Here is a 26553-nt window from a genome sequence, read left to right on the forward strand (position 1 = left end):
GGTTCCTATGAGAATAATTATAGTAAAGGATTATGAAGAATTAAGTAAAAAAGCTGCTAATGTAATTAGTGGTCAAGTTATATTAAAACCTAATAGTGTATTAGGCCTAGCTACTGGATCTACTCCTTTAGGAACATATAAGTCACTAGTAAAAATGTATAAGGAAGGAGTAGTAGATTTTAGTAAAACAATAACATATAATTTGGATGAATATTATGGATTAGCTAAAAATCACATAAATAGCTATAATTACTTTATGGATAAAAATTTATTTAGTCATATAAATATTTTGAAAGAAAATATCCATATACCAAATGGAGAGGCTCATGATATTGAAGCTGAATGTGTTTTATATGAGCAATCTATTGAAAAATCAGGGGGCATAGACCTTCAGTTATTAGGTATTGGTAGAAATGGACATATTGGTTTTAACGAGCCAGATTTAACCTTTGAGGCATTAACCCATATGGTGAAGCTAGATAAGGATACTATAGAGGTGAATTCACGTTTTTTTGAAAATATAGATGATGTACCTAAAAAAGCAATAAGTATGGGTATTAAGACCATAATGAGAGCGAGAAAAATATTATTACTAGCTAGTGGAATTGAAAAGGCAGAAGCTGTTTATAAGAGCATTAAAGGGAAAATAACTCCTGATTTACCTGCCTCTGTTCTTCAGTTACACCCAGATGTAATTTACATATTGGATGAAGATGCAGCAAGCTTATTGTCAAGGGACAAAGAATAGGAGGATTAACATGTTTAACTTTTTTAAGAGGAAAAAAGAGGTATTACTTTATGCACCCATGGATGGAGAAATAATTCAAATAGAGAAAGTTCCAGATCAAGTTTTTGCAGATAAATTAATAGGTGATGGAATTGCCATAATACCATCAAGTAGTCAAGTAGTATCTCCTGTGGAAGGAACTGTTATACAAATAGCTCCCACATATCATGCCATAGGTCTAGAGACTAAAGAAGGGGTAGAAGTATTAATTCATATTGGAATAGATACGGTGCAATTAAAGGGAAAAGGCTTTAAACCTATGAAAGAAGTAGGAGAAAAGGTAGCTGTTGGAGATTTACTGATGGAAGTAGATTTAGAATATATAAAAGAGAATAAAAAAGAAATTGTAACACCAATCCTAATTACAAATGGAGATATAATAAAGGAGTATGATAAAAAAGAAGGAATAGTTAGCAAAGGAAAAGATTTGGCATTAAAGTTAATATTAAAGTAATTGAAAAATATCATGGATTATACCATGGTATTTTTTTGTAAAAAACTCATGTCATTATTTAAAGGATTTTACTAAAAAAAGTAGAATTTAAACTAAGGATATTTTGGCAAAAAGTGGTTAGAGAGGGGACTAGTATGAATACTTTGGAAAAAATGGTAGAAAGTATACCGACTCCTGTGTTTATCATAGAAAAGGGAAGAGTAGTTAAACTTAATAGCGAGATGATAGAAATAATAAAGGGAAAACTTTTAGCAAAAGAAGATATAAAAAAATATATGAATGATTTATTAGAAAAGGATATATTGAGATTTAAAAAGAGTTCTAAAAAGGTGGTAAATATAAGAAAAAAAATAGTTGTGAATGGTAGATATGTATATCTAAAAATTAAGTTAAAAAAAGAATTTGATGAAAAAAATACTATCATAAGAATGATGGGTGTTTGTGAAGATATAACAAATTATGTATTAATCGGAAAAAAAATGAATAAAAATAAATCTAAATTAGAAGCTATACTTGAGAATATGCCAATTCTTATGGATGTAATAGACAAAGATGGTAATGTTATAGTATGGAATAAGGAATGTGAAAAGGTGACAGGATATTCAAAAAAAGAAGTCATTAGAAATCCTAAAATATGGGAAAAAGTATATCCAGATGAGGAATATAGAGAAAAGGCTAAGATATCAGTAAGCGAGGATAGATTAGATTTTAGGGATATGGAATTTGATTTAACTTGTAAAGATGGAACCATAAAAAATATAGCGTGGTTTAATATATCAAAAAGTGTCAAAATATCAGGATGGAACTCTTGGGCCTTTGGTATAGATGTAACTCATAGAAACAGAACAAAGGAGATTTTAAGACAAAAATCTAGAGAGATGAATAAAATATTTGAAGCTATTCCAGATCTATATATGAGAATTAATAGGGAAAAAGAAATAGTAGATTGTAGAGTGGGAAAAGATTTTAGAGAGCATGTGAATCATAATATAATAGGGAAAAGGATAGAAGATATAGCGTCTGTAGAAATCAGAACATTATTGGAAAGGAAAATAGATGAAAATTTCAAAAAAAATACCGTAATGGAAGATGAATTTTCACTTAAAATAAATGGTCAATTATATTATTATGAAGTAAGGTTGATTCCATTTAATCCAGAAGAATTGATTATATTTATTAGAGATATAACTAAGCGTAAGAGTGTGGAGGAAGCCCTTAAAAAGAGTGAAGAAAGGTATAGGAAGTTTTTTAATATTTGTCCAGATTACATATACCTATATGATTTAAACACAAAAGAAATAATCGATGCAAATCCAGCTTTTTTAAGCAGATTAAAAGTTAATAAGAGTAAAGTTAAAGAGTTAAATATGAACAATATAATAGATCCATCATATCTTGAACAATGTAATAATACATGCAGCAAATTGTCAGAAGGTAAAAATGTAAAAGGAATTAAGTTTAAAATGAATGACATAAAAGGAGAAGAATTTTTCGTAGAATCTAGTTGTATCCCCCTTAGTGAAGAGGGCTTAGAAGGAAAAGTAATATGTTGTAGTAGAGATATTACAGAAAGAGTACATCTAGAAAGTATAAAAAGGGAGGCGGAAGAAAAAAGTAAACTTTTAAGGGAAGCTGTTGAGCTTGAAACCATTAGAACAGAATTTTTCTCAAATATATCCCATGAACTTAGAACTCCCATAAACATCATATTAGGAGCAATACAACTTACAGAAATTTATATTAAAAGCATGGGAGAAACTAAAAGTTTAGATAAAATATGGAATCTTAAAGAGAGAATGAAACAAAACTGTTATAGGTTAATTAGATTGGTTAATAATTTAATTGATATTACTAGGATTGATTCTGGGTTTTCAGATTTAAATCTTACAAATTGCAATATAGAAAAACTAGTTGAAGATGTGACCTTATCCATATCTGATTTTATAAAATTAAAGGAATTAAATTTAGAATATAGATCTTATATAGATGGGATCATAATAGCCTGTGATCAGGACAAGATAGAGCGAATATTATTAAACTTATTATCAAATGCTATTAAGTTCACTAATAAGGGTGATAGAATAATTGTTACTATGGAGGAAACGGATGGGTTTGTACTAATTTCAGTAAAAGATACGGGTATTGGAATAAAGGAAGAAAGCCAAAAAATAATATTTGATAAATTTAGACAAGTTAATAAATCTTTAGCTAGAAGAAATGAGGGAAGTGGTATAGGATTATCCCTAGTGAAATCCCTAGTGGAACTGCATAATGGAGAGATTTGTCTAGAAAGTAAATATGGTGAAGGAAGTACTTTTGAATTTAAATTACCAATAGTTAAAACTAATGAAGAAGTAAAAAAGAATATGTGGGTAGAAGATAGTAAGGTGGAAAAGGTTTCTATAGAATTCTCTGATATATATTTATAAAAAAACTCTCTGGATTAATCCAGAGAGTTTTTGATTTATTATACTAATATACCAGCTACAGTAGCTGTCATAAATGCTGCTAAACTTCCACCAATTAAAGATTTCATACCTAGTTTTGCAAGGTCAGAACGTCTTTCTGGTGCTAGAGGTCCAATACCTCCAATTTGAATACCTATAGAACTGAAATTTGCAAATCCGCATAAAGCGTAAGTTAAGATAATTACAGTTCTTGGTTGTAATGCACCTTCAGAAATTAAAGTACTTAAGTTAGCATAAGCAAAGAATTCGTTGATAACGATCTTTTGTCCTAATAAGCTTGCTGCTTGTAATGCATCTACAGAAGGTACACCCATAACTAATGCTAATGGATAGAATAATCTTCCTAAAAGCCATTCTAAACTTAAGTAATCCATACCCAATAATCCACCAAACCAACCAACTAAGGCATTTACAACTGCAACTAATGCGATGAATGATAATAACATTGCTCCAACATTTAATGCTAATTGAAGACCTTCAGAAGTTCCTCTTGCTGCTGCATCAATGATGTTTGAATCAAGTTGCTCTAATTCCATTTTTACAGATCCCTTTGTTACAGGTGTTTCTGTTTCAGGAACTATAATCTTTGAGATTATTAAACTTGCAGGAGCAGACATGATACTAGCTGCAATTAAGTGTCCTGCAGATACTCCCATTGATACATAACCAGCCATAACACCACCAGCAACTGTAGCCATACCACCAGTCATAACAGTTAAAAGCTCTGATTTAGTCATTGTAGCTATGAAAGGTCTAATAACTAAAGGTGCTTCCGTTTGACCAACGAAAATGTTAGCAGCTGCTGATAAAGATTCAGCACCACTAGTTCCAAGAGTTTTAGACATTACTCTTGCTAAAACTGTAATGATTTTTTCCATAACGCCTAAATAATACAATACAGCCATTAAAGCTGAGAAGAATATTATAGTTGGTAATATTTGTAGTGCAAATATGAATCCAAACTTACTTGGGTCAAGTAAATCACCAAATAAGAAAGCTGTACCTTGTTTAGTAAATTCCAATAGATTTGTTACTAGATCATTTAATACAGTAAATAACTTTTGTCCTGGTGACCAAGTTAATATTAATACTCCGAAAACTAATTGCATAATAATACCAGTTAATACTAATTTCCAATTGATAGCTTTTTTGTTTTCAGAAATTAAGTATGCTAGACCAACCATTACTGCAAGTCCTAAAAAACTAATGATTTTTTCCAATTTCGACACTCCTTCTTGTTGATTTTAGTACATTTATTAGCGAAAACATTTTCCTGGCCAATGGCCGATAGAAAAAAGTATACGACATATATCGACAAAATGCAAGTGCAAAAAAATTTATTTTACGTATTGACTACTTGACAAAAAAATATTATTATTAATTTATCCTTTTCAATTTCGGAAAGGGTTCGCCATGTTAAAAAATAAAAATTGACAATCCTTCCATAGGGGGATTTTAGGTTGACTGCCTATAAACAGTTAGTAGACTTATGTCTATGAAAAGGGTGATAACACGGATTATATTCGTCCCTTAGATAAATGAAATAATTTATCTAAGGGACGTTTTTATTTATTTTTGCTAAAATTACCAACTTATGTCAAAATCCCCTTTATATGAAAGTATAATTGTAATAGGAACAGATTTAGGAAAAAATATGGTTTTTTTAAGCTATATTTTATTTGATTTAAAGAAGAACGAGCTAATTAATCATTTTATAAATTATTAGAAGTATTATTAGCTTAACCACAAGGCACAAAATACATAAAATATATTATGTGTTTGGATAAAAGTAACAAAGAAATTTAAAGATTTTAAATATAGTATATGCAAATACTAAATAGAAATAATAATTTATGTAAAAATTAAAATTCTATTTATATAAAAATTAGAAAGTTGGAGGGATTTTATTATGAATATTGCATCTTATATTGATCACACAATTCTTAAAGCAGACACTACAAAGGAGCAGGTACTAAAGGTTTGTGAAGAAGCTAAAAAGTATAAATTTGCTTCAGTATGTGTAAATAGTTGTTACACAAAATTAGTTGCAAAAGAATTAGAGGGAACTGGGGTAGATGTTACTACAGTAGTAGGTTTTCCTTTAGGAGCAATGGAAATTGAATCAAAAGCTTTTGAAACTAAGAGATCTATTGAACTTGGAGCAACAGAAATAGATATGGTAATTAACATTGGAGCTTTAAAAGACAAGGACTATGATTATGTACTTAGAGACATAAAAGCTGTAGTAGATGCGGCTAAGGGAAAGGCTTTAGTTAAGGTTATTATAGAAGCTTGCCTATTAACTGACGAAGAAAAAGTAAAGGTATGTGAGTTGTCTAAGGAAGCTGGAGCTGATTTTGTAAAGACTTCTACAGGATTTAGTACAGGTGGAGCAACAGTAGAAGATATTAAATTAATGAGAGAAACTGTAGGTCCTGAAATGGGAGTTAAAGCTTCAGGTGGAGTTAGAACTAAGGAAGATGCACAAGCTGTTATTGAAGCTGGAGCTAGTAGAATCGGTGCTAGTGCGTCTGTAAATATTGCAGAAGGAACTAAGAACGAAAGTACTGGATACTAATTCTTAAGGCAGGTGAATAAAATGAGAATGTATGATTTGATAATGAAAAAAAGAAATGGTTCTGAGCTTACGACAGAAGAAATAAACTTCTTCGTTGATGGTTATACAAAGGGAGAAATTCCTGATTATCAAGTTTCAGCTATGATGATGGCAATATATTTTCAAAAGATGAATAAAAGAGAAACTGCTGATTTAACAATGGCTATGGTAAATAGTGGAGAAATCATAGACTTATCAGGTATTAATGGAGTGAAAGTAGATAAGCACAGTACAGGTGGTGTTGGTGATACAACTACATTAATATTAGGACCTATGGTTGCAGCAGCAGGAGTACCTGTAGCTAAAATGTCAGGCCGTGGACTTGGACACACAGGTGGAACTATAGATAAATTAGAATCTTTTCCAGGATTTACTGTTGATATGCCAATTGAAAAGTTCGTGGAAAATGTTAATAAAGATAAAATTGCAGTTGGAGGCCAAACGGCTAACTTAGCACCAGCAGATAAGAAATTATATGCTTTAAGGGATGTAACAGCCACAGTTGATAACCTTTCATTAATTGCAAGTAGTATAATGAGCAAAAAAATAGCTTCTGGAGCAGAAGCCATTGTACTAGATGTAAAAACTGGTAGTGGCGCTTTTATGAAGGAAGAAGATGCTTCTTTTGAATTAGCTAAAGAAATGGTTGATATAGGAACTAATGTGAAAAGAAACACAGTTGGTGTAGTTACTGATATGGATCAACCTCTAGGTTATGCAGTAGGAAATATATTAGAAGTTAAGGAAGCTATTGATACATTAATGGGAAAAGGTCCTGAGGATTTAACAGAACTTTGTCTAACATTAGGATCTCACATGCTAGTTTTAGGTGGAAAAGCTAAGGATCCTAAAGAAGCTAGAGCTATGTTAGAAGAAACTATAACTTCTAAAACTGCATTAGGAAAGTTAAAAGAATTTGTTGGGGCCCAAGGTGGAGACTCATCATATGTGGATAATCCAGAAAAATTTGAAACACCAAAGATTGTAGAAGAAGTATTAGCTAAGGAATCTGGATATGTAAAAGGAATTAAAGCTGATGATGTGGGAAGAGCAGCATTAGTACTTGGTGCAGGAAGAGAAACAAAGGAAAGTATAATTGACCTTTCTGTGGGAATTATGCTTAAGAAGAAAATTGGTGATTATGTAAAAACTGGTGAAGCCATAGCTACCATATATGCCAATGATCTACAAAAGAAAGAAGTATCAGAAAAGATATTATTAGATTCATATACAATAGTAGAAGAAAAAATTCTTCCAAATAAATTAATTAAAGGTATCGTAACTAAGAATGGAATAGAGAAATACTAGGAAGTAGGAGTGGACATATGAACATAGTTATTGCAATAGGTATTGCATCTGGAATTTTAGCAGGTTGTTGGGTTATGAGTAGCATGTCACTAGGATTTATAACTTTTGCTGGATTTTTCGGATGGTCAAGCTTTTTTGTTGCCGGTGGAGACGAAGCAGGAATTAAAAAAACGTTGATAAATAATTTAAGTGGTGTATTTTGGGGAATATTAGCAGTTAAATTCGGAGACTTTCTAGCTCCTATTATAGGAACGAAGTTGGCACTAGGTATTGCTAATGGTATGGGCTCGGCAATAATTTGCTGGATGTCAAGGTATAAGCCATTTTCATCAATACCCGCTTCATTCATAGGATGTTCTACTTATTTTGCAACTAACTTTAATATTATGGGCACAATAGTAGGACTTATAATAGGACAGTGTATAGGATTAATATCAGTAAAACTTACTGATGTAATAGCAAAAAGTAAAAGTAGCGTAGTAGCAGAACAATAAAAAGAGGCGTAAGCCTCTTTTTTATTTACATATTTATTCTATGAAATTTGTTAAAGTACCAATTTTTTCAATATAACATTCCACTTTGTCCTTTGAATTTAAGAATTTAAAAGGAGAGAATCCAAGACCTACACCTGATGGGGTGCCTGTTATGATAATATCTCCTGCTTTTAATTCCATTCCCTTTGATAAGTCACTTATTACATTGGCAATATTAAATATCATGTTTTTAGTGTTAGAATTCTGTCTAAGTTCACCATTTACACTACATTTTATATCTAGTTCTACTGGAAATGGTATTTGAGATTTATGTACAATATAGGGGCCCATTGGGCAGAAGGTTTCTAAACTCTTTCCCTTGAACCATTGAGTGTGTTTGCGCTGTAAATTTCTAGCAGACACATCATTTACTATGGTGTATCCAAAAACATATTCTTCAGCCTCGTCTTCTTTGATATTTATCCCATCTTTTCCTATTATTACTCCTAACTCTACCTCATAATCAATCATCTTAGTTATTTCACTATGATTTTTAATGATATCCAAATGTCCTATTGCTGGATTGGCTATTTTAGAAAAATATATAGGAAATTTAGGAATGTTGTCATCGGCTCCTGGTAATCCTACTACTTCTTTTGCATGGTCTAAATAGTTTTTACCTAAACAAAAAATATTTCTTTTAGGATGGGGAATAGGAGCTAATAATTTCACTTCACTTAAAGGAATAGAGTTTAAGTTAGAGGAGTCCATTAGGTTATTTATCTCTTCTAGTATAGATTCATTAAATGTACAAATAAAATCATTTAGAGTTTTTGATTTGAAAATTTCGCTTAGGGGAATTATTTTATCTTTATTTTTATTTAGCATTCCATAATTTTTTTCGTCTTTATGTAAATAGGTTAAAAAATACATATTTTTACCTCCTTTATATAGATAATATTCAACAAATTATTTGTAAATCCTTTATATAGAAAAGTTCTTGTGGGAATAATAAATAATTAGTAAAGGATAAGATAGAAAGGAATTTAATATGAAGAAGGAAGAAATTAAAAGCTTGCATATATTTATGTTTCCATTTTCTTGGAAAATCATGAATCGAAGTAAATTTGACTTAAATAAAGAATCTGATTTAAAGTTATTTATGAAAGACCTTTCTGATAAATGGCAATACGAAATGCATAATGGAGATAATGAAGACGGATATAATGAATTAATGTATTTTTTTGACCATGGTAAGGATGCCATGTTTTGTAGATATGAGCCTTCTCATAAAAAGTATGCTGAACAAATGGTCTTTAATTATAAGTACAAGGAAAAGAATGGGAAATACAATATTTGTGTAAGAAAAAAAGATGAGATTTTTAAGTATGCTTTATCTATTGATAAGATACGATTGAAAGTGTATAAGACGGGAATTGGGATAATATCCTTTTATTTAATAAATAAAAAATATAGTAACAAAGAAGATATTTTAAAGATAAATGACTATGGAAGACGAATATATCCTCCTTTTTTACCTATAGATAGGGCAAAAGAAATATTACTAGCTGATAGGATAGAAATTCAATTTGAAAAATACAATATAAAGGAAGAGTTTGAAAGTGTTATAAAAAATAAATACAAAGTGCCTAGTATAATACTAAAATTATTAGGAGAAAAATTTAAGGCACAGAAAAACCTATATAAAGGAAGAAAAGTGCACATAACTCCCATAATTGATGATAGAATGTTTGTCATATGTTGGTATGGAAGTGATGAATTGATTGAAAAATTTAAGATGCATCAAAGGGGGAAATACAAATATGAAGGAGATTTGTATTGGTATAATTTCATTGCCATAAATAATAACGCTCCTAAATACCAAAGTTCAAAATATATTAGACCCTTTATTAAGGAACATACCTATGATAGATGGATAAAAAAGGGAAGTCTATACGGAATAACTGAAAATTCATTAGTTTTAATATCTAATGAACTGGATAAACTAGAAGAAATTTTTTTGAATCCGTGGAAATTGATAGAAGATTTAAAGACCATATACTATGATATAGTTTGTTTAGCTTTAGCACAAAGGGCTTCCGTATTGAAGTTTTCAAATGAGGTTGCAACCATATCCATGATGAAAAAAGACGATTTGATAAAAAAAATAAGTAGATTATATAGTGATTACCTACAATTTATTAATAGAATGTATTTTAGAGAAGTAACACCAAAGGAACAGGGGAATGAAATTTATTCTAAAATAGAATGGGCTATGAAAATTGAAAAGGATATAATGAATTTAAAAAAGGAAATAGATGAGATGCATGAATATGCTAGACTCATGGCAGATCAAAGAACTAATAAGGTCCTATATATTCTCACCATAATAGGAGGAGCTTTTGTAATTCCTTCCTTTTTTACTGGATATTTTGGCATGAATATATATGAAGAAAACTTACTTTTTTGGTACAAGAATTCAGATGTACAAAGATGGATGTATTATTATTTTTTATTTCCTGCCATAAGTACTCTTGTACTTATATATGGTATTCTAAAGAATAAAAATTTAATAAATTTAATTTTCTTTTTAATAATAAGCATATTTTTACTTAAAATTTTACTTATTTAATAACCTATAAAAAAGATATCGATTTAGTTACAAATAATCATTAGACGGGAAAAATATAGATTATGATGATATAATATTTAATATTGAAATAGGAATCTTGGGAGGAGTTATATGGAAAAGATACTTATAGTAGAGGATGATAGTAGCATATCTTCTGTTTTGAGAGTTACATTTAAATGTAGTGGATTTCAAGTAAGGGATGTGCCAACAGGTGAAGATGCATTAGAAAAAGTAGAAGAAGAAAAGCCAGATGTGGTTTTGTTAGATGTAATGTTACCAGGAATAGATGGATTTCAGGTATGTGATCAATTGAGGAAAAAATATCCGGATATTGGAATAATCATGTTGACAGCTAAAAGTCAAGATGTTGACAAAATAAATGGACTAGAAAATGGTGCAGATGACTATATGGTAAAGCCTTTCAATCCAACTGAGTTGATTTTAAGGGTTAAGGCTTTATTAAGAAGAAGTAAAAAAGAAGTTTATACGGGGGATAATATAATAGAAAGTCCACCTTTTAAAATAGATATATACTCTAAAAAGGTATATAAAAATAATGTAGAGTTAGATCTAACCCCTAAAGAGTATGAATTAATGAAAATATTTATACAAAATCCTAAAAAGGCTTTTAGTAGAGAGGAATTATTGAAAGATGTATGGGGGTGGGAGTTTGTAGGTGAGTCAAAAAATGTGGATGTGCACATTAGAAGGCTGCGAAAAAAGGTTGAAGATACTTCATCTGAGCCAGAATATATTGAAACTGTCTGGGGTACCGGTTATAGGTGGAAAGGATAAATAGGATGGCTAAAGATAGTATTAAAAGAAGAATGGTTAGCAATTTCATGATAGTAATTATTGTGACCGTAATAATATTTGAAATATTATTAATAGGACTGGTTAGAAAATACTACTATGGAAATGTGGAAGACATACTTGTTAATCAAATCAAGGTTTCAGCTAGTTTATATGAAAAATATTTCAGTTCCAAATCACTAGAAGAAAATGTGTTAGATGATGTGGATGTATTTTGGCATCAAACGGATGCCCAAGTACAAATTATAGATTCTAAAGGGAAAGTCCTTATGGATTCAATAGGGGTGGCATATAATCAATCTATGAATTCTGCTGATTTTGAAAAAGCACTTAGTGGAGAAATAGGAAAATATATAGGTAGTGTTCATTATGATTCAAATAAAGTAATGGCCATATCACACCCTCTAAAATCAGGGAATGAAATAGTAGGAGTACTACGTTTTGTAACATCCCTAAAGTGGGTAGACTTAATTATTAAAAACATATCCTTTATATTTATAGGCATTGGTGTACTTGTAATGGTAATTGGTGCAATAGTCAGTTTGTTTTTATCAAATACCATAATAGAACCTATAAAAGAGTTAACTAAAAGTGCAGAAAAAATGAGTGAGGGAGATTTTGAAACTAGGGCAAAAATCTTTTATAATGATGAAATTGGAAAACTTTCAAATACTCTAAATTATATGGCTGGAGAAATATTGAAAAAGGAAAGATTGAAAAATGATTTTATTTCATCTGTATCCCATGAAATCAGAACTCCTTTAACTGGAATAAAAGGATGGGCAGTACTTTTAAATAATGGAATAGTCAAGGATGAGGAGAGCATAAAAGAGGGGTTACACATTATAGAGAAGGAAAGTGAAAGACTTACGGAGATGGTAGAGGAGCTGTTGGATTTTTCTAAACTTTTATCAGGGCAAGTGACCATTAAGAGGGAGAATATCCATATGGAACAAATTATTGAATATATAAAAACCCATATGAGCTCCATTGCATATAGGAAAAATATTGAGTTCTTAGTAGAATATGAAAAGCCCCTTGCTATAGTTAATGTGGATAAAAATAAAATAAAACAAGTTTTAATAAATATTTTAGATAATGCCTTTAAGTTTGTGGATGAAAATGGTTTAGTAAAACTTACGGCTAAAAAAGAGAAAAGTTATGTGCATATATTAATAGAAGATAATGGTTGTGGCATATGTGAGGAAGATTTGCCAAAAGTTAAGGAAAAGTTCTATAAAGGTAAAAACAGTAAATCTAAGAATGGAATAGGTTTGTCCATATGTGACGAGATAGTTAAAATTCATGGAGGACAATTATATATAGAAAGTGAGATAAATAATGGAACGAGGGTCCATATTCAATTACCTATAGGGGAGAAGAAGGATGAAGCATAAAATTTTTGTAGTTATAATTTTAGTCATATTACTTTCTGGTTGTATGGATTTAAAAATAGAAAAAGCTGATAATGTGGTGGCTCCTAATAATAAAGCCATACCTGTTAAGGGAAGTTGGAACATAAAGGATTATAGACTCATATTGAATGATTTAAATGTTGAAAATAATTTAAATAGATGGATTAATAATAAGATAATATTTAGTGAAGATAAGGTTCAAATAGGAGATGAAATATGTAAGAATCCTTCTTACAAAGTTAAAAGAGTGAATTCTGAAAAATATTTTTCAAATACTTATAAGGTAAGCCCTAAAAGTCTGGGTATAAGTAAAAATGAAGTTGAAATAATAGATATAACTTATAATGGTAAATTATTTGCTGAATTCATTAAAATAGATGATAATGATTTGGTGTTTTTTGTAGATTATATCTTTTTTAATGTGAAGAAAATGAGCAATGAGCAGGAATTGGAATCTATAAAAGCTCCTATGGATAAAAAGATTTCTAAAACGGGAGTATTAATAGGCATGAGGTCTGATTCTAAGGAATACAAGACCATATGGATAAGTACTAAAGAGAATAAGCCAAATCCTATTTTGGAAATGAATTCCTTGTTTGTACCAAGAAAAACAGGCTTTTGGAAAGTAGGATTGACAGAGGATGAATATGAAATTCCTAATCTCATATATGCCTACCCTATAAAGAATGAAGAAGATGTAATAAGGGAAGAAGATTATGAATGGAATAAGGAAAAGAAAATAGTTTTTGCTGCCAGTGAATATATGGGTATAGAATATAGGGACAATGAAACTAATGAAATGAGATTTAAAGTAATTCCTATAGATGCAGTCCATGAAGGGGTTGGAATAAAGGTTTCTGATGTGGGCGGAAACAAACTAAAAGAAGATTATTCTGTAGGTTTTAAAAGACTATTGAACTCTTTGCATAAGGGTATTTACGATAGTTTAGACAAAAATCTTAGGGAAGATAATTTTATGTTATATAGACAAAAGGGACATTGGGCTATGAAGGGAAGAACTTACTACAATGATAGTAGAAGGGACTATTTCGATTTTGAAGTGGATAAGTTTCCTTCGAAAAAATTAGTCAATTATGATAAATTCCATATAAGTTGGTTGGAAGTGGAGAAAAAAGTTCCTGATGCCATAGATGCCTTTACATCTCCTAATAGGGATGTGGCCATAATAATAAGTGATAAAAAGATATACATGTATAAAATTGAAGAAATAGATCTTTCTAAAAATCCAATGGTTGTAATAGATAAGAAGGAAGATGAGAAAGTTGTAATGGCAGAGTGGGCTATCTACTCATATGTGGATAAATGGGATAAAATAATAAAAGAAGAAATTGAAAAAGATATGAAGAAAAACAATATGGAAAAAGAATAGAAGAAAGGATGGCGTAGCCATCCTTTTATAATTTAAATTCACTTTTTAGTTTTGAAATTATTTCAACCTTAGAGAAACCTTCTAACTGGAAGGACTCTGCTCTCTTTAAGATTATGGAAAATTCCTTAGAAGGTTTTAAACCTAAATTTATTAAATCTTGTCCCTTTACTAACGGAATGAACTTTTTATCTAAGTTCATATTATTTATTTTATTTTTAAAAAAGTCTATTATATGAGAAAATTCATCTTCCTTGTCTGGTGTAGAGCGGCAGGTATGATCAGCTCTGGCTAAGAGTAGCAATTCATTAATTCCTCCTGAAGGAAAAAGTTCTTTAGATAGTTTTCTAAAGGCTTTATCTGAAATTGTATCCCTCGCTTGATAAAATTGAAAGGGCTTCATATGATTTTTTATTAATAAGCATACCTTTTCTATAATCTTTTTCTCATTAGTAAGACGTGGCAAAAAAGTGCTAGCAGGAATTACTCCTTCTCGATCATGATTGTGGGATATGATCCTACCATTTACCATCTCCGTTGTGGAGGGTTTTCCAAAATCATGACATAGGGCTCCTAGCATATAAGTTAAAGGATCAGAACTTCCTTCTTTTAAAGATGCAGCCTTGTCTAGGACTAATAATGTATGATTAAAAACATCTCCTTCAGGATGATGGATTTTATCTTGAGGACAATTTACTAGAGCCTTCAATTCGGGAAAATATTTAAGCATATTCATTTCTTTCATATACTTAAGACTTATGGATGGAGTATCTGAAAAAAGTAAAAACTTTTTAAATTCTTCATATATTCTTTCTGAAGGAAGACTCGATAAGTCCATTTTTTTACATAAATCAATAGTATCCTTATGAATTTTAAAATTAAATCGTGATGCAAATTGTATTGCTCTATAAACCCTTAGGGGATCTTCTATAAAGGTAGAAGGATTAATATGTTTTATTATTTTTTCTTTAATATGAGCTCTTCCATTATGGGGATCAATTATTTCATTTGTAATAACATCCATTAAAATGGCATTCATGGTAAAATCCCTACGAGTGCTGGCTTGGAAGTATGATAAATAAGGATCCGTATCTATATGAAAACCCTTATGGCCCTTAGAAACTTTAGTTTCTTTTCTTGGTAAGGCAAAATCAACATCTTTTAAAATTAATACGCCAAAGGATTTGCCAACTTGAGAAACCTTTCCATATTTACCTAAAATACTATATAATTTTTCCAAAGAAATTCCATAGGTTTCTGTATCTATGTCCTTTGGCTCCTTTTTCATTATGTAGTCCCTCACATAACCCCCTACGAAAAAAATTCTTCCTCCTGATTCTCTTATGTCATGGGATATATGTTTTAATAAGTTTAATTTGTCTTTCATATTATAAATCATCACCTTTTAAGGAAAAATATACTTTATAGGAAATTATCAATACATATAAATAGTGTCATTTGTAGTATAATTAAATAGGATTATTTAGGAAATTATACTATATATAATTATTATACTTACTAAAGGAGTAGAGGACAATGGGAAAAATGATTGATAGCTTAAATAAAATAAATGAAAAGTACAAGGAACTAGAACCGATTCATTTGAAAGAATTAAAAGAAGATTGTACCGTTATTATGGTGGTAGATGTGATAAATGGATTTGTAAAAGAAGGTAATTTATTTTCAGATAGAATTAGTAAAATATTAAGTCCTATTGAGGAGTTGTTAAATAAGGGGAAAAATTATAAAAAGATATTTATAAAGGATACCCATACCCATGAATCCCTAGAACTTGAAACATATCCAACCCATTGTTTGGTGGGTACCCAAGAGGCAGAAATTGTAGATGAGCTTAAAGGATACATAGATAATAATAGTGAAGTCATATGTAAAAATTCCACAAACGCCTTTGTAAATGAGCAGTTTGCCAAATGGCTAAGGGAGAATGAGGGAATTAAAAATTACATAATTGTAGGAGATTGTACTGATATATGTGTAATGCAATTGGCATTGACTCTTAAAGCTTATCATAATGAGAAAAATTTAAAGAACAGAATAATTGTACCTAAAAATTGCGTAGAAACTTACGATTTAGATGTGACTTATCATGATGGAGATTTATTATACTTAATGTCTCTTTATATGATGGAGTCAAATGGCATTGAGATTGTGGAAAAAGTAATATAGGAGAACATAAATGTCATATTTTAAAGTTGAAAATGTAAGTAAATATTATGATGGAAATTTAGTATTAAAAAATATATCTATGAATATTAAAAGGGGTAGTTTTGTGTCCATATTAGGGCCATCAGGCTGCGGAAAAACAACCTTACTGAAGATAATAAGTGGAATAGAGAAAGTTCATGAGGGGAAAATCTACTTAAAGAATAATGAAATAACTAATATGCCCATATATAAGAGGAATATTGCTTTGGTCTTTCAAAATTATGCATTGTTTCCCCATTTATCTGTTAAGGAAAATATACTATATGGTCTTAAAAATAAAAGGGTCTCGAACCATGAAAAGAGTCAGCAACTTGAAGAGATAATATCCGTTGTGAAATTAAAGGAGTTTGTAAATAGAAGAGTAGATGAATTATCAGGAGGACAAAGGCAACGAGTGGCATTAGGGAGAGCTCTTATAATGAAACCTGATCTTTTATTGTTAGATGAATCTTTAAATGCCCTTGATAAAGAATTGAGAATAGGGATGCAAGAGGAACTAAAGGAAATACAAAAAAAGACTAATATAACCACTCTTTTTATTACCCATGATCAGGAAGAAGCTCTTAAACTTTCTGATGAAATAATGGTAATGAAAGATGGTGTGATTATTCAAAAGGGAACTCCCGTAGAGGTATATGAACAGCCTAAAGATCTATTTGTGGCTAAATTCATAGGAGAGGCAAATGTTTTTAAGGGCGTGGTTAGAAATGTTAAAAAAGAGTTTTGTGAAATAGACGTAGATGGACAGATGTTGTATATTAATTCTAATAAGAACTTGAAAGTAGGACAAGCATATACTTTTGCAATAAGACCTGAAAAAATAAATATATGTGCTACAAAGGGGCCCTATAATGAAGGTGTTGTTAAAGAGATTACATATAAGGGAAATATGGAAATATGTAGCATAAAATTGCAAAATGCGACAAAAATAAAGCTTGTGGTGCAAAATGCGAACAATTCTGACAAAATAAGAATAGGGGATAAAATAAAAATTGTTATTGAGGATAGTATGTTTTTTTAAAAAGAAAAATAGGAAAAAAGTAATAACACGCAGTGAATATGTATATTTGCTACGTGTTATTTGTATTTCTTGACTAATTTTGTTAAATACTATATAATCTGTATTAGAAAGTTGCACAAAATTTAATGTTTTTAAAAGAGTTTAATTATTGCAACTATCTGAGCGAAATCCTTTAAAAGGGTTTTGCAAGAATGAGTGAAGGGGGAATAAAAGTGAGAAAAAGCTTAGCGCTACTTCTTGTTTTAGTCCTAGTTTTATCATTAGGACTAGTTGGTTGCGGACAGAAAGAAGAAGCACCAAAGGATGAAACTAAAACAGAAGCTCCAGCAGATGGAGGAAAAATGGAATTAGCTTTTGCTACAGGTGGAACATCAGGTACTTATTACCCACTAGGTGGAGCCATTGCTAATGTATGGAATGACAAAGTTGAAGGGGTAAATGTAACTATCCAGCCAGCTGGTGCCTCTGTTGAAAACATCAATAGAGTATCTGCAGGAGAAGTTGATTTAGTATTAGCTATGAACAATATAGCTGATAACGCTTTCAAAGGTGAAGGAAAAAGTTTTGGTGGAAAAGCTATTAAGAACTTTAAGGCAATCGGTGTTGTATACCCAGAAGTTATTCACTGTATCACTCTTAAGGATTCAGGAATTAACTCTATTGCAGATTTAAAAGGAAAGGCTATTAACCCAGGACCTCCAGGTAGTGGAACTTTTGCAACTGCAATGCCAATATTAGAGGCTCATGGAATTACTCCTAAGGATTTCACTGCAAAGCCAGGAAGTTTTTCTGATGCTGTTGCAGGATTAAAAGATGGTAACATTGATGCTGCATTTGCTGTTGTATCTTTCCCATCTTCAGCTGTATTAGAAATTGCTACTACTAACCCTGTAAAAGTATTAGAAATTAAGGGTGACGAGTTTGCTAAGTTACAAGAAACAGTTCCATTTGCTGCACCATTTACAATTACTGGTGGAGAATATAATGGACAAGATACAGATGCTACAACAGTGACTTTACAAGCTGTATTATATGTTAAGGAAGATTTACCAGAAGAAATGGTGTACAACTTAACTAAACAAATGTACGAAAATACTGAAGAAATAGCTAAAGGACATGCTAGAGGTAAGCAAATTAATGTTAAAAATGCTTTAGCAGGAGTAACTACTCCAGTACATCCAGGTGCTGCGAAGTACTACGAAGAGGTTGGAGTTAAGTAAAATATTTCACATATTAGGCCGAGATAGTGATAACTATTTCGGCCTTAATAAGAGGAAGAGAAAAATGAAAAAAACTTTTTTGATTCTTGCACTTTTGGCGTTGATTCTCTTTAGCTATAACATGACAGTATTAGAAGTATTTGTGGCTGATAAGGGAGTGGATAATGGGAAAATACTACTTAGGATTCCTGTAAAAACAGGACGAACCTTTGAGGTGAATTGGATTCATTCTGTAAGTAAAAGGCCGGTCATAGAGAAGTACGAAATACAAAATAATCTGAAAATTGCTATAAGTGAAATGAAATTCGACACTTTTAGTGCTAACTTACCCGCAAGACCTGATTATGACACCAAATGGGAGTATAAAGACAATTATATAAGGGTATATAACTACAATATGGAATTTGATGAGGTACCTGTAGTTATAGGAGAGGTAATAGCAGATCATATAATATGTATTAAAAACAATGTAGTATATTTGAGGCAATTATACAGACCAGGAGGATTTGTAAAAATAAGGGTCAAAAAAATGAACCTTATAAAATATATGGCTAAGGAGGGAGTAAGGTAGATGAAAGATACAAATGTGAACAAGACATTAGATGAAGCGAAGCAAGAAGAATTGATGGCCAAGTTCGACAGAGAATTTTCTTACAGAAAGTTAAGTGGCTTAAATAAGACTTTAGTTTTCGTGATTACTGTCATTTGGAGTTTATGGCAGGTATATACTGCTACATTTGGATTATTACCACCTACATTACAAAGAAGTATTCACGTTGGATTTGGATTAGTAGTTATTTATTTATTATATCCTATGTCAAAGAACGATAAGACAAATAAGGTTAAATGGTATGATTTTATATTTATAGTATTATCAGTAGGTGTTGTGGGATACCACATTGTGAACTTTGAGAACCTTTTATATAGAGCAGGAGCTTATAATCAAATGGATATGATAGTATCCTTGGTTGCAATTGCATTGATAATTGAAGGTACAAGAAGGGTAGCAGGCCCCGTATTAATAAGTGTATCGGGAACATTCTTAATATATGCATATTTTGGTCAATATTTCCCAGGATTCTTATCCCATGGAGGATACTCTATTCAAAGAATATCAACTTATGCATGGATAAGTACAGAGTCTATATTGGGTATACCTATAATGGTATCATCTACATTTATATTCTTATTCTTATTATTTGCATCTTATTTAAAGAAAACCGGTATAGGAGACTGGTTAACTGATTTGGCTTTAGCCATTGCAGGTGGAGCTACTGGTGGGCCAGCTAAGGCTGCCATAGTAGCAAGTGCATCACAGGGAACAATCTCAGGAAGTTCCGTTGCGAATACAGTAGGTACAGGATCAGTAACAATTCCACTTATGAAAAGTATTGGATATAGAAGTGAATTTGCCGCAGCCGTTGAAGCAGCAGCTTCTACTGGAGGACAGTTAATGCCACCTATAATGGGTGCAGCTGCATTTATCATGACTGAGTTTACAGACCTTCCATATGTAACAATAGCTCTAGGTGCATCAATACCAGCATTACTTTATTTCGTTGGTATATTCATTATGGTTCACTTAGAAGCTAAGAAAAATGGATTAGAAGGTCTACCAAAAGAAAGAATACCTAACTTAAAGAGACTATTAAAAGAAAAATGGTTCTTAGCAACTCCTATATTTGCTATAGTGTTCTTACTTGTTAAGGGATATACACCTATGAGAGCAGCATTAATGGGTATTTTATCAACTATAATAATTGGATTTATAAACTCACACTTAGATGAGAATATAAACTTTGGTTTTAAAGAATTAGTAGAAGGTTTAGAAGAGGGTGCAAAAAGTGCTTTAGCTGTTGTTATGGCTTGTGCAAGTGCAGGTATAATAGTTGGGGTAGTAACATTAACTGGACTTGGAATTAAGTTTGCAAATGGTATTGTTGCTTTATCTCAAGGAAACATTTTCTTAACCATGTTCTTTACTATGATAGCATCTATAGTATTAGGTATGGGTATGCCTACTACTGCTAACTATATAGTACAAGCTACTATTGCAGCTCCTGCATTAATAGCTGTTGGAGTTCCAGTATTAGCAGCACATTTATTCGTGTTCTACTTCGGTATTATTGCAGATATTACACCACCTGTTGCATTAGCAGCCTTTGCAGGTGCTGGTATTGCCGGATCTAATCCGTTTAAAACGGGGGTTCAGGCATCCATGCTGGCCTTTGCCGCATATCTGGTGCCATATGTATTTGCAACATCACCATCATTAGTATTAGTATTTACTCCAGAATCTTTAATATTAGGTTCAAAGGCAGTTACTTTAATAATTTCTTTATCAACAGCATTATTAGGTATGTTTGCCATTGGTGGAGGTGTGAGTGGATACTCACTTACCCATTGTAAAACTTGGGAAAGATTTGTATTAGGCGTTGGTGGTATACTATTAGTAATGACTAACTTAGTATATAATGGAGTTGGTCTAGCATTAGTAATACTAGCGTGGGTTGGACAAAAAAATAGAGTTAAGAAACAAGTACAAGCTTAAGTATGACTTAAAAGGCTAAAACATTTTGTTTTAGCCTTTTATAACGTTTACTACTTTTTTTATTTATGGTAAAATTACAATGTTACATAAGATGTAGGGAGTGATTTTTCGTGGGTAGACACGGTACTATTGAAAATAGAAAAAATAAGCAGGATGCTAAAAGAGCAAAAATATTTACAAAGTATGCAAGATTTATAACAGTTGCAGCAAGAGAAGGTGGGGGAGACCCAGAATATAATGCTTCTTTAAAAAATGCCATAGATAAGGCTAGAGCCATCAATATGCCAAATGATAATATAAAAAGAGCTGTAAAAAAGGGTGTAGGTGGAAATGACGGAGATAACTTTGAAAGAATTTCCTATGAAGGTTATGGTATAAACGGTATAGCCGTAATAGTGGAGACTTTAACTGATAATAGAAATAGAACAGGAAGTAACATGAAGTATTACTTCGATAAAAATGGAGGAAATCTAGGAACTCCAGGTTGTGTATCATTCATGTTTGACAGAAAGGGTCAAATCCTAATTGAAAAAGAGGGAGTAGACGAGGATGCACTAATGGAAGCTGCATTAGAAGCTGGAGCTGAAGATTTCCTAGTAGACGATGAAAGTATTTATGAAGTACTAACAGCGGCGGAAGATTTTTACGAAGTAAAGGATGCATTAGAAGCTGCTGGATATAACTTTTTAGAAGCAGATGTAAGTATGATTCCTCAGACTATGACTAAACTAGATAGTGAAGAGCAAACAAAAGCTATGAATAAGCTTATAGATATGCTTGAGGATGATGATGACGTTCAACAAATTTACCACAACTGGGATATGCCTGAAGAGTAGATGTTGAAACGGTTTGGTGGATTTTAAATGATAACATAATTCATATTTGAGTTTTAATGATAAACACACTTTTTATTTAGTTTGAGAAAACTATGAAAAGGTGTGTTTTTTTATGTTTACAGAATTATAAGATTTTTACTTGATTATAAGTCAAGAGAATTGACAGAAAGAGTTTGAAAATCAATAAGATTTTAAGCATACTTCTCCATTATGATGATAATAGCCCAATTTATGAGGAAATATATATATCTACACAAACTGGGCTAATACATAACTAAATCATAAAATATTCAATTATTTACCAATCTATTAATTAATGCCATAGTGGATAAGAACTTATCTTAAAACACAAAGTTATTCATCGCTCTTAACCATAACGTACTTATAAGCATGCTCTTCGTTTCCATGAATAAGATGAGTAAGCCAATATCCATCATCCATAAGCATTGCTAATAATACTGCTACATTTTTATCACTTTGCTGTTTTGGGTCTGAACATTCAAATTTTGTTACTCTTAGTTTGTCAACTGTAAATGTAGCAACCTCAATTTTTCTTTTTGCCATAAAGTTTCGCCTCCTTTTTTCGCTATATATTATGTAGACGAGCCTTTTGATGTGATAGAATAACAGGCCTTACTTGTTTTACATTTTCATATATTTTGACTTTGAATTTCTTAAATACAGGTAAAAAAACTTCATATTTATGAATTAAAAGAATAAAAATATTATAGGATATAAACCTGTTTAATTGTCCTACGCAAATAATAGGTGTGAGGTGCATTTGGATGAAAATATTAAAAGTTAGTGTTAAGCATATTAAAGTACCATTAAAGAAACCATATAGTCTCTCAAAAGTAGTGGGAACAATTAAAAATACAGAACCCATAATAGTTAGAATCGTCACTGACAAAGGTATATGGGGGATAGGAGAAACAGATCCCCTTCAACTCTTTACAGAGGAAACTCCAGAAACGATTAAAATGATACTTGAAAAATATATATGTCCTGCTATTTTAGGACTAAATCCTTTAAATATTGCCAATATCCATAAAAGAATGGATCAAGTTGTAAAAGGAAATTATTTGGCCAAAGCTGCAATAGATATTGCATGCTATGACATAATAGGAAAATATGCAAATTTACCTATTCATAGTTTATTAGGTGGAAGGCTGCGAGAAGAAATACCAATTATGTGGTCTTTGGGCAGTGATTTACCTGAAAAAAATGCTGAAGAAGCAATAAAAGTGAAAGAACAAGGCTATAGATCAATTATGATAAAAGTTGGAGCATTAAGCATTTCTGATGATATAGAAAGAGTTAAAGCCATAAGAAATGCAGTAGGAAGAGAATGTTCATTAATTGTTGATGCCAATCAAGGTTGGGATACCCATTCAGCCATAAGATTTGCCAAACTTGTAGAAGAATACAGTATTTCATTATTTGAACAACCAGTACCTTATTGGGATATTGCTGGTATGGTAAAAATAAGACAAAATATTTCTATTCCTTTATCTGCAGACGAGAGTTTATTTACAATAAATGATGCAAAAGCACTTATTGAAAAGAAAGCTGTAGATGTATTTAGCATAAAAGTTTGTAAACATGGTGGGATCTATAAAGCGAAAGAAATAATGGATTTGGCAAAAACATTCGGTATTTCTTGTATGATGAATTCAATGATAGAAGAAGGTATAACTCAAGCTGCAAGCTTGCATTTGGGTGCCTCATCAAATAACCTTTGGAAATTTGGCCATGCCTATTTTTCGCCCCTGCGTTTAAAAGAAGACATAACAGATTATTCAATGAGTATAGGAAAAGGCTCAATTAAAATTAATGATCAATCGGGTTTAGGAATCCATATCTTTGATGAAAAAATAGAAAAATATAAAGTGGATGAAGTTACTATAAGTTAGAAATATTAAAAAACTTAATAAAAATTTTGGAAGTAGAAAGTTCTTAATAAGAAGCTTTCTACTTTTTTATGGCAAACTAAAAAAGTATATGAATAAAAAATATTTTAAAAAGTATTAAATAGGGTATTATATACTAAAACGGAGAAGGAGGGCAAATATTGGAAAAGACATTAGTTATTATAAAGCCTGATGGTATTGAAAGAGGTTTGATGGGTGAAATAATTAGCAGATATGAGAATAAAGGGTTTAAAATAACGGATTGCAAGATGATAAAAGCAGATAGAGAAATTCTTGAAAAGCATTATGCTGAACATAGGGAAAAGTCCTTTTATGGTGAATTGATTTCCTATATGACAAGGGGCAAAGTATTGGTTATGATAATTGAAGGTAATAATGTAATAGAAATAATTAGAAAAATGCATGGGAAAACAAATCCGTTAGATGCAGAAATGGGTACAATAAGAGGTGATTTTGCAAATTCTGCTACTGAAAATGTAGTACACGCTTCCGATTCGAAAGAATCTGCTGAAAGGGAAATTTCTATATGGTTTTCATAAAAGAAAAGATTAACTTATTATAATTTATCTCTAGACAATGACATAAGTCTAGCCTATTGAAAAAAGCTTTATATATATGTAAAATATTAATATGTAACTACCTTAGTATTTTAATAACATATATTTAAAGTGAGGGTAAACTAATTTTATGGATAATCAAAGAATCTACTGTAAAAAATGTAAACATTACTATATAACATGGAATAATAAATTTCCTAATGGGTGTAAACTCTATGGGATTAAATCTAATCAATTACCCTCTATACTCGTATATAGATCTACAGGGAAAAAGTGTGAGTACTTTACAGGATAGATCATTTAGGAGGGATAATATGTTCTTTTTTAGAAAAAAGAAAAAAGTGAAAAAAGACAAAGAAATACATATAAATGAGCTGAAGGAAATAGAGGAAAAGAAAAATAAAAGGCAACAGGCAGTGTCTAAAGTGTCTGATGAATTATTAGCAGATGCAATAAAGACAGTCTTATCTAAGAAATAAATTAATTTCTTTTCCGAGGAAATAGTGAAAATAAGGTAAAATGAATGAAAAAAATATAAATAATCCTATTAAAAAACACAGTTTTTCAAAAACTGTGTTTTCTTAACTACTGTTAGAAAGGAGTTCCTATTTCTTAGATGGATACAAGGGAACGATGTGGATAATTATGGAAATGATATATTTATACTGTAATATTTAATATGATAATGGCAGTGTTTTTATATAAATTATTCTTCTAATTGATCAGTATCATTTTTATTTTCCTCTATAAAAGTAAAATCTCCTGTTAATTTTATACCCTTGAATATATAACTGTTTATAAGTTTAAAAGGTATATATGCTGTTAATGAATATATTATAGAAATTAATATTGTTAAAAGTGGCACTAAAAATATATTTGTAACTCCTGCCATTATTCCTGTAAGACGAAGTGGACCTATATTGGCATAAACATTTCCTCCAAACAGGCTCATTATAAACAGTAAAATACCTATTGTTATTCCTAAAGAGAAAAAAACAAATAAGAATAGTTTGATAAATGAACCAAAACTAATCTTTCTAATTTCTATAGTAGACTTCATATTGTATTCCTCCACTTCTATATTTCAATTTCATAGTGTATCTATTCTTAGTATATAGCAACACTATAAATAAATGCGTTATTTATGTACAACAAGGCAAGTTGTTAATATATTTAATGTTTATTAGGAGTGAAAAATATTGAATAAATTTAAGTTTAAAAAGATATATCCTACATTAGGGGCTCTATTTCTATGTACTAATATATGGTTATTCAAGAGTATACATGAGCCAATAATAAGAGTACTTTTAGTCATATTGTTTTGTGTAGGAATATATGGAATAATAGATGAATTTTTAGTGACGTATATAATAGAAATTGATGGTTTAACAAAGAAAAGTTTATTTAAGAGAGAAAAATTGCTTTGGAATCAAATAAAATATGTACGAATATGCCCTAGTCTTGCAAAATATAGAACATTTATTCAAATAAAAAGTTCTCCTTATGAAAACGGAATTATTATAGACTCATGGGTAAAAAACTATAAACAATTATTACAGCAAGTTTTAGATAAACTTGATAAAGATAAGGTAGAGATTGATGAAAAGGTTATAGGACTTTTAGATAAAATATAGAGACATTAAGAAAAATATATATTTAAAAGAATATTGTATGTTTTATAAAATGAACTTATAAATTATTTCCATTTCCGAGGAAATAGTGAAAATGAGATAAAATGAATGAAAATAATATAAATAATCCTATTAAAAAACACAGTTTTTCAAAAACTGTGTTTTTTAGCTCCAACAATTAACTAAGATAAGAGCCACTATAAGAAAGAATATGGATATAGTTACG

General features: G+C 30.7%; 25 protein-coding genes. 20 read left to right on the forward strand and 5 right to left on the reverse strand.

The window, feature by feature from the left end; all coding sequences use genetic code 11:
• Positions 1-7: 7 nt before the first annotated feature.
• The 3 genes from nagB to CCE28_RS11645 all read left to right on the forward strand — a co-directional run bounded on the left by nagB (position 8) and on the right by CCE28_RS11645 (position 3670).
• The gene (gene nagB, locus CCE28_RS11635; protein WP_095133892.1) at positions 8-748 is read left to right on the forward strand and encodes a glucosamine-6-phosphate deaminase; all 741 of its coding nucleotides are present in this window, start codon (positions 8-10) and stop codon (positions 746-748) included.
• Between the two features lie 10 nt (positions 749-758).
• A complete protein-coding gene (locus tag CCE28_RS11640) occupies positions 759-1241 on the forward strand; it encodes a PTS sugar transporter subunit IIA (RefSeq protein WP_095133893.1) in 483 nt (160 codons plus the stop codon).
• 134 nt (positions 1242-1375) lie between these two features.
• A complete protein-coding gene (locus CCE28_RS11645; RefSeq protein WP_095133894.1) occupies positions 1376-3670 on the forward strand; it encodes a PAS domain-containing sensor histidine kinase in 2295 nt (764 codons plus the stop codon).
• A 38-nt stretch (positions 3671-3708) separates the two neighbouring features.
• Here CCE28_RS11645 and CCE28_RS11650 read toward each other — a convergent pair whose 3' ends face one another.
• Complete coding sequence (locus tag CCE28_RS11650; RefSeq protein WP_095133895.1) at positions 3709-4929, reverse strand: NupC/NupG family nucleoside CNT transporter; 1221 nt, start codon at positions 4927-4929, stop codon at positions 3709-3711.
• A 689-nt stretch (positions 4930-5618) separates the two neighbouring features.
• On the opposite strand from CCE28_RS11650, the gene deoC reads away from it, so the two are divergent.
• From deoC to CCE28_RS11665, 3 genes are read left to right on the forward strand one after another with little or no spacing between them, the layout of a single operon-like run.
• Complete coding sequence (gene deoC / locus CCE28_RS11655) at positions 5619-6287, forward strand: deoxyribose-phosphate aldolase (RefSeq protein ID WP_095133896.1); 669 nt, start codon at positions 5619-5621, stop codon at positions 6285-6287.
• Positions 6288-6308: 21 nt separating this feature from the next.
• Positions 6309-7634: a pyrimidine-nucleoside phosphorylase gene (locus CCE28_RS11660; protein ID WP_095133897.1), complete on the forward strand. Its 1326-nt coding sequence runs from the start codon at positions 6309-6311 to the stop codon at positions 7632-7634.
• A 17-nt stretch (positions 7635-7651) separates the two neighbouring features.
• Entirely contained in the window at positions 7652-8128 is a 477-nt protein-coding gene (locus tag CCE28_RS11665) for a DUF1097 domain-containing protein (RefSeq protein ID WP_095133898.1), read from the forward strand.
• Between the two features lie 33 nt (positions 8129-8161).
• Here CCE28_RS11665 and CCE28_RS11670 read toward each other — a convergent pair whose 3' ends face one another.
• Positions 8162-9040, reverse strand: a complete 879-nt coding sequence (locus CCE28_RS11670; protein ID WP_095133899.1) for a fumarylacetoacetate hydrolase family protein — start codon at positions 9038-9040, stop codon at positions 8162-8164.
• Positions 9041-9158: 118 nt separating this feature from the next.
• On the opposite strand from CCE28_RS11670, the gene CCE28_RS11675 reads away from it, so the two are divergent.
• From CCE28_RS11675 to CCE28_RS11690, 4 genes are all read left to right on the forward strand, one after another.
• Positions 9159-10739: a CorA family divalent cation transporter gene (locus CCE28_RS11675; RefSeq protein ID WP_095133900.1), complete on the forward strand. Its 1581-nt coding sequence runs from the start codon at positions 9159-9161 to the stop codon at positions 10737-10739.
• A 111-nt stretch (positions 10740-10850) separates the two neighbouring features.
• A complete protein-coding gene (locus CCE28_RS11680; protein WP_095133901.1) occupies positions 10851-11534 on the forward strand; it encodes a response regulator transcription factor in 684 nt (227 codons plus the stop codon).
• Between the two features lie 5 nt (positions 11535-11539).
• Positions 11540-12949 carry an ATP-binding protein gene (locus CCE28_RS11685; RefSeq protein WP_095133902.1) on the forward strand — a complete coding sequence of 470 codons (1410 nt, stop codon included), beginning with the start codon at positions 11540-11542 and terminating at the stop codon, positions 12947-12949.
• On the forward strand, positions 12939-14357 hold the full coding sequence (locus CCE28_RS11690; RefSeq protein ID WP_095133903.1) for a hypothetical protein: 1419 nt from the start codon (positions 12939-12941) through the stop codon (positions 14355-14357). Before CCE28_RS11685 ends, CCE28_RS11690 begins: the two co-directional genes overlap by 11 nt.
• 25 nt (positions 14358-14382) lie before the next feature.
• Here the strand turns inward: CCE28_RS11690 and CCE28_RS11695 are convergent, their stop codons facing one another.
• A complete protein-coding gene (locus CCE28_RS11695; protein WP_176461789.1) occupies positions 14383-15741 on the reverse strand; it encodes a CCA tRNA nucleotidyltransferase in 1359 nt (452 codons plus the stop codon).
• 149 nt (positions 15742-15890) lie between these two features.
• Between CCE28_RS11695 and CCE28_RS11700 the strand changes: the two genes are divergently transcribed.
• The 6 genes from CCE28_RS11700 to CCE28_RS11725 all read left to right on the forward strand — a co-directional run bounded on the left by CCE28_RS11700 (position 15891) and on the right by CCE28_RS11725 (position 22208).
• On the forward strand, positions 15891-16541 hold the full coding sequence (locus tag CCE28_RS11700; protein WP_095133905.1) for an isochorismatase family cysteine hydrolase: 651 nt from the start codon (positions 15891-15893) through the stop codon (positions 16539-16541).
• Positions 16542-16551: 10 nt separating this feature from the next.
• Positions 16552-17601: an ABC transporter ATP-binding protein gene (locus CCE28_RS11705; RefSeq protein WP_095133906.1), complete on the forward strand. Its 1050-nt coding sequence runs from the start codon at positions 16552-16554 to the stop codon at positions 17599-17601.
• Positions 17602-17813: 212 nt separating this feature from the next.
• Positions 17814-18821: a TAXI family TRAP transporter solute-binding subunit gene (locus tag CCE28_RS11710; RefSeq protein WP_176461790.1), complete on the forward strand. Its 1008-nt coding sequence runs from the start codon at positions 17814-17816 to the stop codon at positions 18819-18821.
• 64 nt (positions 18822-18885) lie between these two features.
• The gene (locus CCE28_RS11715; protein ID WP_095133908.1) at positions 18886-19392 is read left to right on the forward strand and encodes a DUF1850 domain-containing protein; all 507 of its coding nucleotides are present in this window, start codon (positions 18886-18888) and stop codon (positions 19390-19392) included.
• Positions 19393-21372 (forward strand): TRAP transporter permease, encoded by a 1980-nt coding sequence (locus CCE28_RS11720; protein WP_095133909.1) that lies wholly within the window; start codon positions 19393-19395, stop codon positions 21370-21372.
• A 110-nt stretch (positions 21373-21482) separates the two neighbouring features.
• Positions 21483-22208 carry a YebC/PmpR family DNA-binding transcriptional regulator gene (locus CCE28_RS11725; protein WP_095133910.1) on the forward strand — a complete coding sequence of 242 codons (726 nt, stop codon included), beginning with the start codon at positions 21483-21485 and terminating at the stop codon, positions 22206-22208.
• A gap of 354 nt (positions 22209-22562) precedes the next feature.
• Here CCE28_RS11725 and CCE28_RS11730 read toward each other — a convergent pair whose 3' ends face one another.
• Positions 22563-22772 (reverse strand): hypothetical protein, encoded by a 210-nt coding sequence (locus tag CCE28_RS11730; protein ID WP_095133911.1) that lies wholly within the window; start codon positions 22770-22772, stop codon positions 22563-22565.
• Positions 22773-22993: 221 nt separating this feature from the next.
• Here CCE28_RS11730 and CCE28_RS11735 point away from each other — a divergent pair, with 221 nt between their 5' ends.
• The 3 genes from CCE28_RS11735 (at position 22994) to CCE28_RS22265 (ending at position 25175) form a co-directional block, all read left to right on the forward strand.
• The gene (locus tag CCE28_RS11735; RefSeq protein ID WP_095133912.1) at positions 22994-24121 is read left to right on the forward strand and encodes a mandelate racemase/muconate lactonizing enzyme family protein; all 1128 of its coding nucleotides are present in this window, start codon (positions 22994-22996) and stop codon (positions 24119-24121) included.
• A gap of 158 nt (positions 24122-24279) precedes the next feature.
• On the forward strand, positions 24280-24678 hold the full coding sequence (gene ndk / locus CCE28_RS11740) for a nucleoside-diphosphate kinase (protein WP_095133913.1): 399 nt from the start codon (positions 24280-24282) through the stop codon (positions 24676-24678).
• A 332-nt stretch (positions 24679-25010) separates the two neighbouring features.
• Entirely contained in the window at positions 25011-25175 is a 165-nt protein-coding gene (locus CCE28_RS22265; protein WP_176461791.1) for a hypothetical protein, read from the forward strand.
• Between the two features lie 227 nt (positions 25176-25402).
• Here CCE28_RS22265 and CCE28_RS11750 read toward each other — a convergent pair whose 3' ends face one another.
• Complete coding sequence (locus CCE28_RS11750; RefSeq protein ID WP_095133915.1) at positions 25403-25756, reverse strand: hypothetical protein; 354 nt, start codon at positions 25754-25756, stop codon at positions 25403-25405.
• Positions 25757-25895: 139 nt separating this feature from the next.
• On the opposite strand from CCE28_RS11750, the gene CCE28_RS11755 reads away from it, so the two are divergent.
• Positions 25896-26330 (forward strand): hypothetical protein, encoded by a 435-nt coding sequence (locus tag CCE28_RS11755; RefSeq protein ID WP_095133916.1) that lies wholly within the window; start codon positions 25896-25898, stop codon positions 26328-26330.
• Positions 26331-26553: the final 223 nt, after the last annotated feature.

It is taken from the genome of Anaeromicrobium sediminis (genome assembly GCF_002270055.1).
GTDB lineage: Bacteria > Bacillota > Clostridia > Peptostreptococcales > Thermotaleaceae > Anaeromicrobium > Anaeromicrobium sediminis.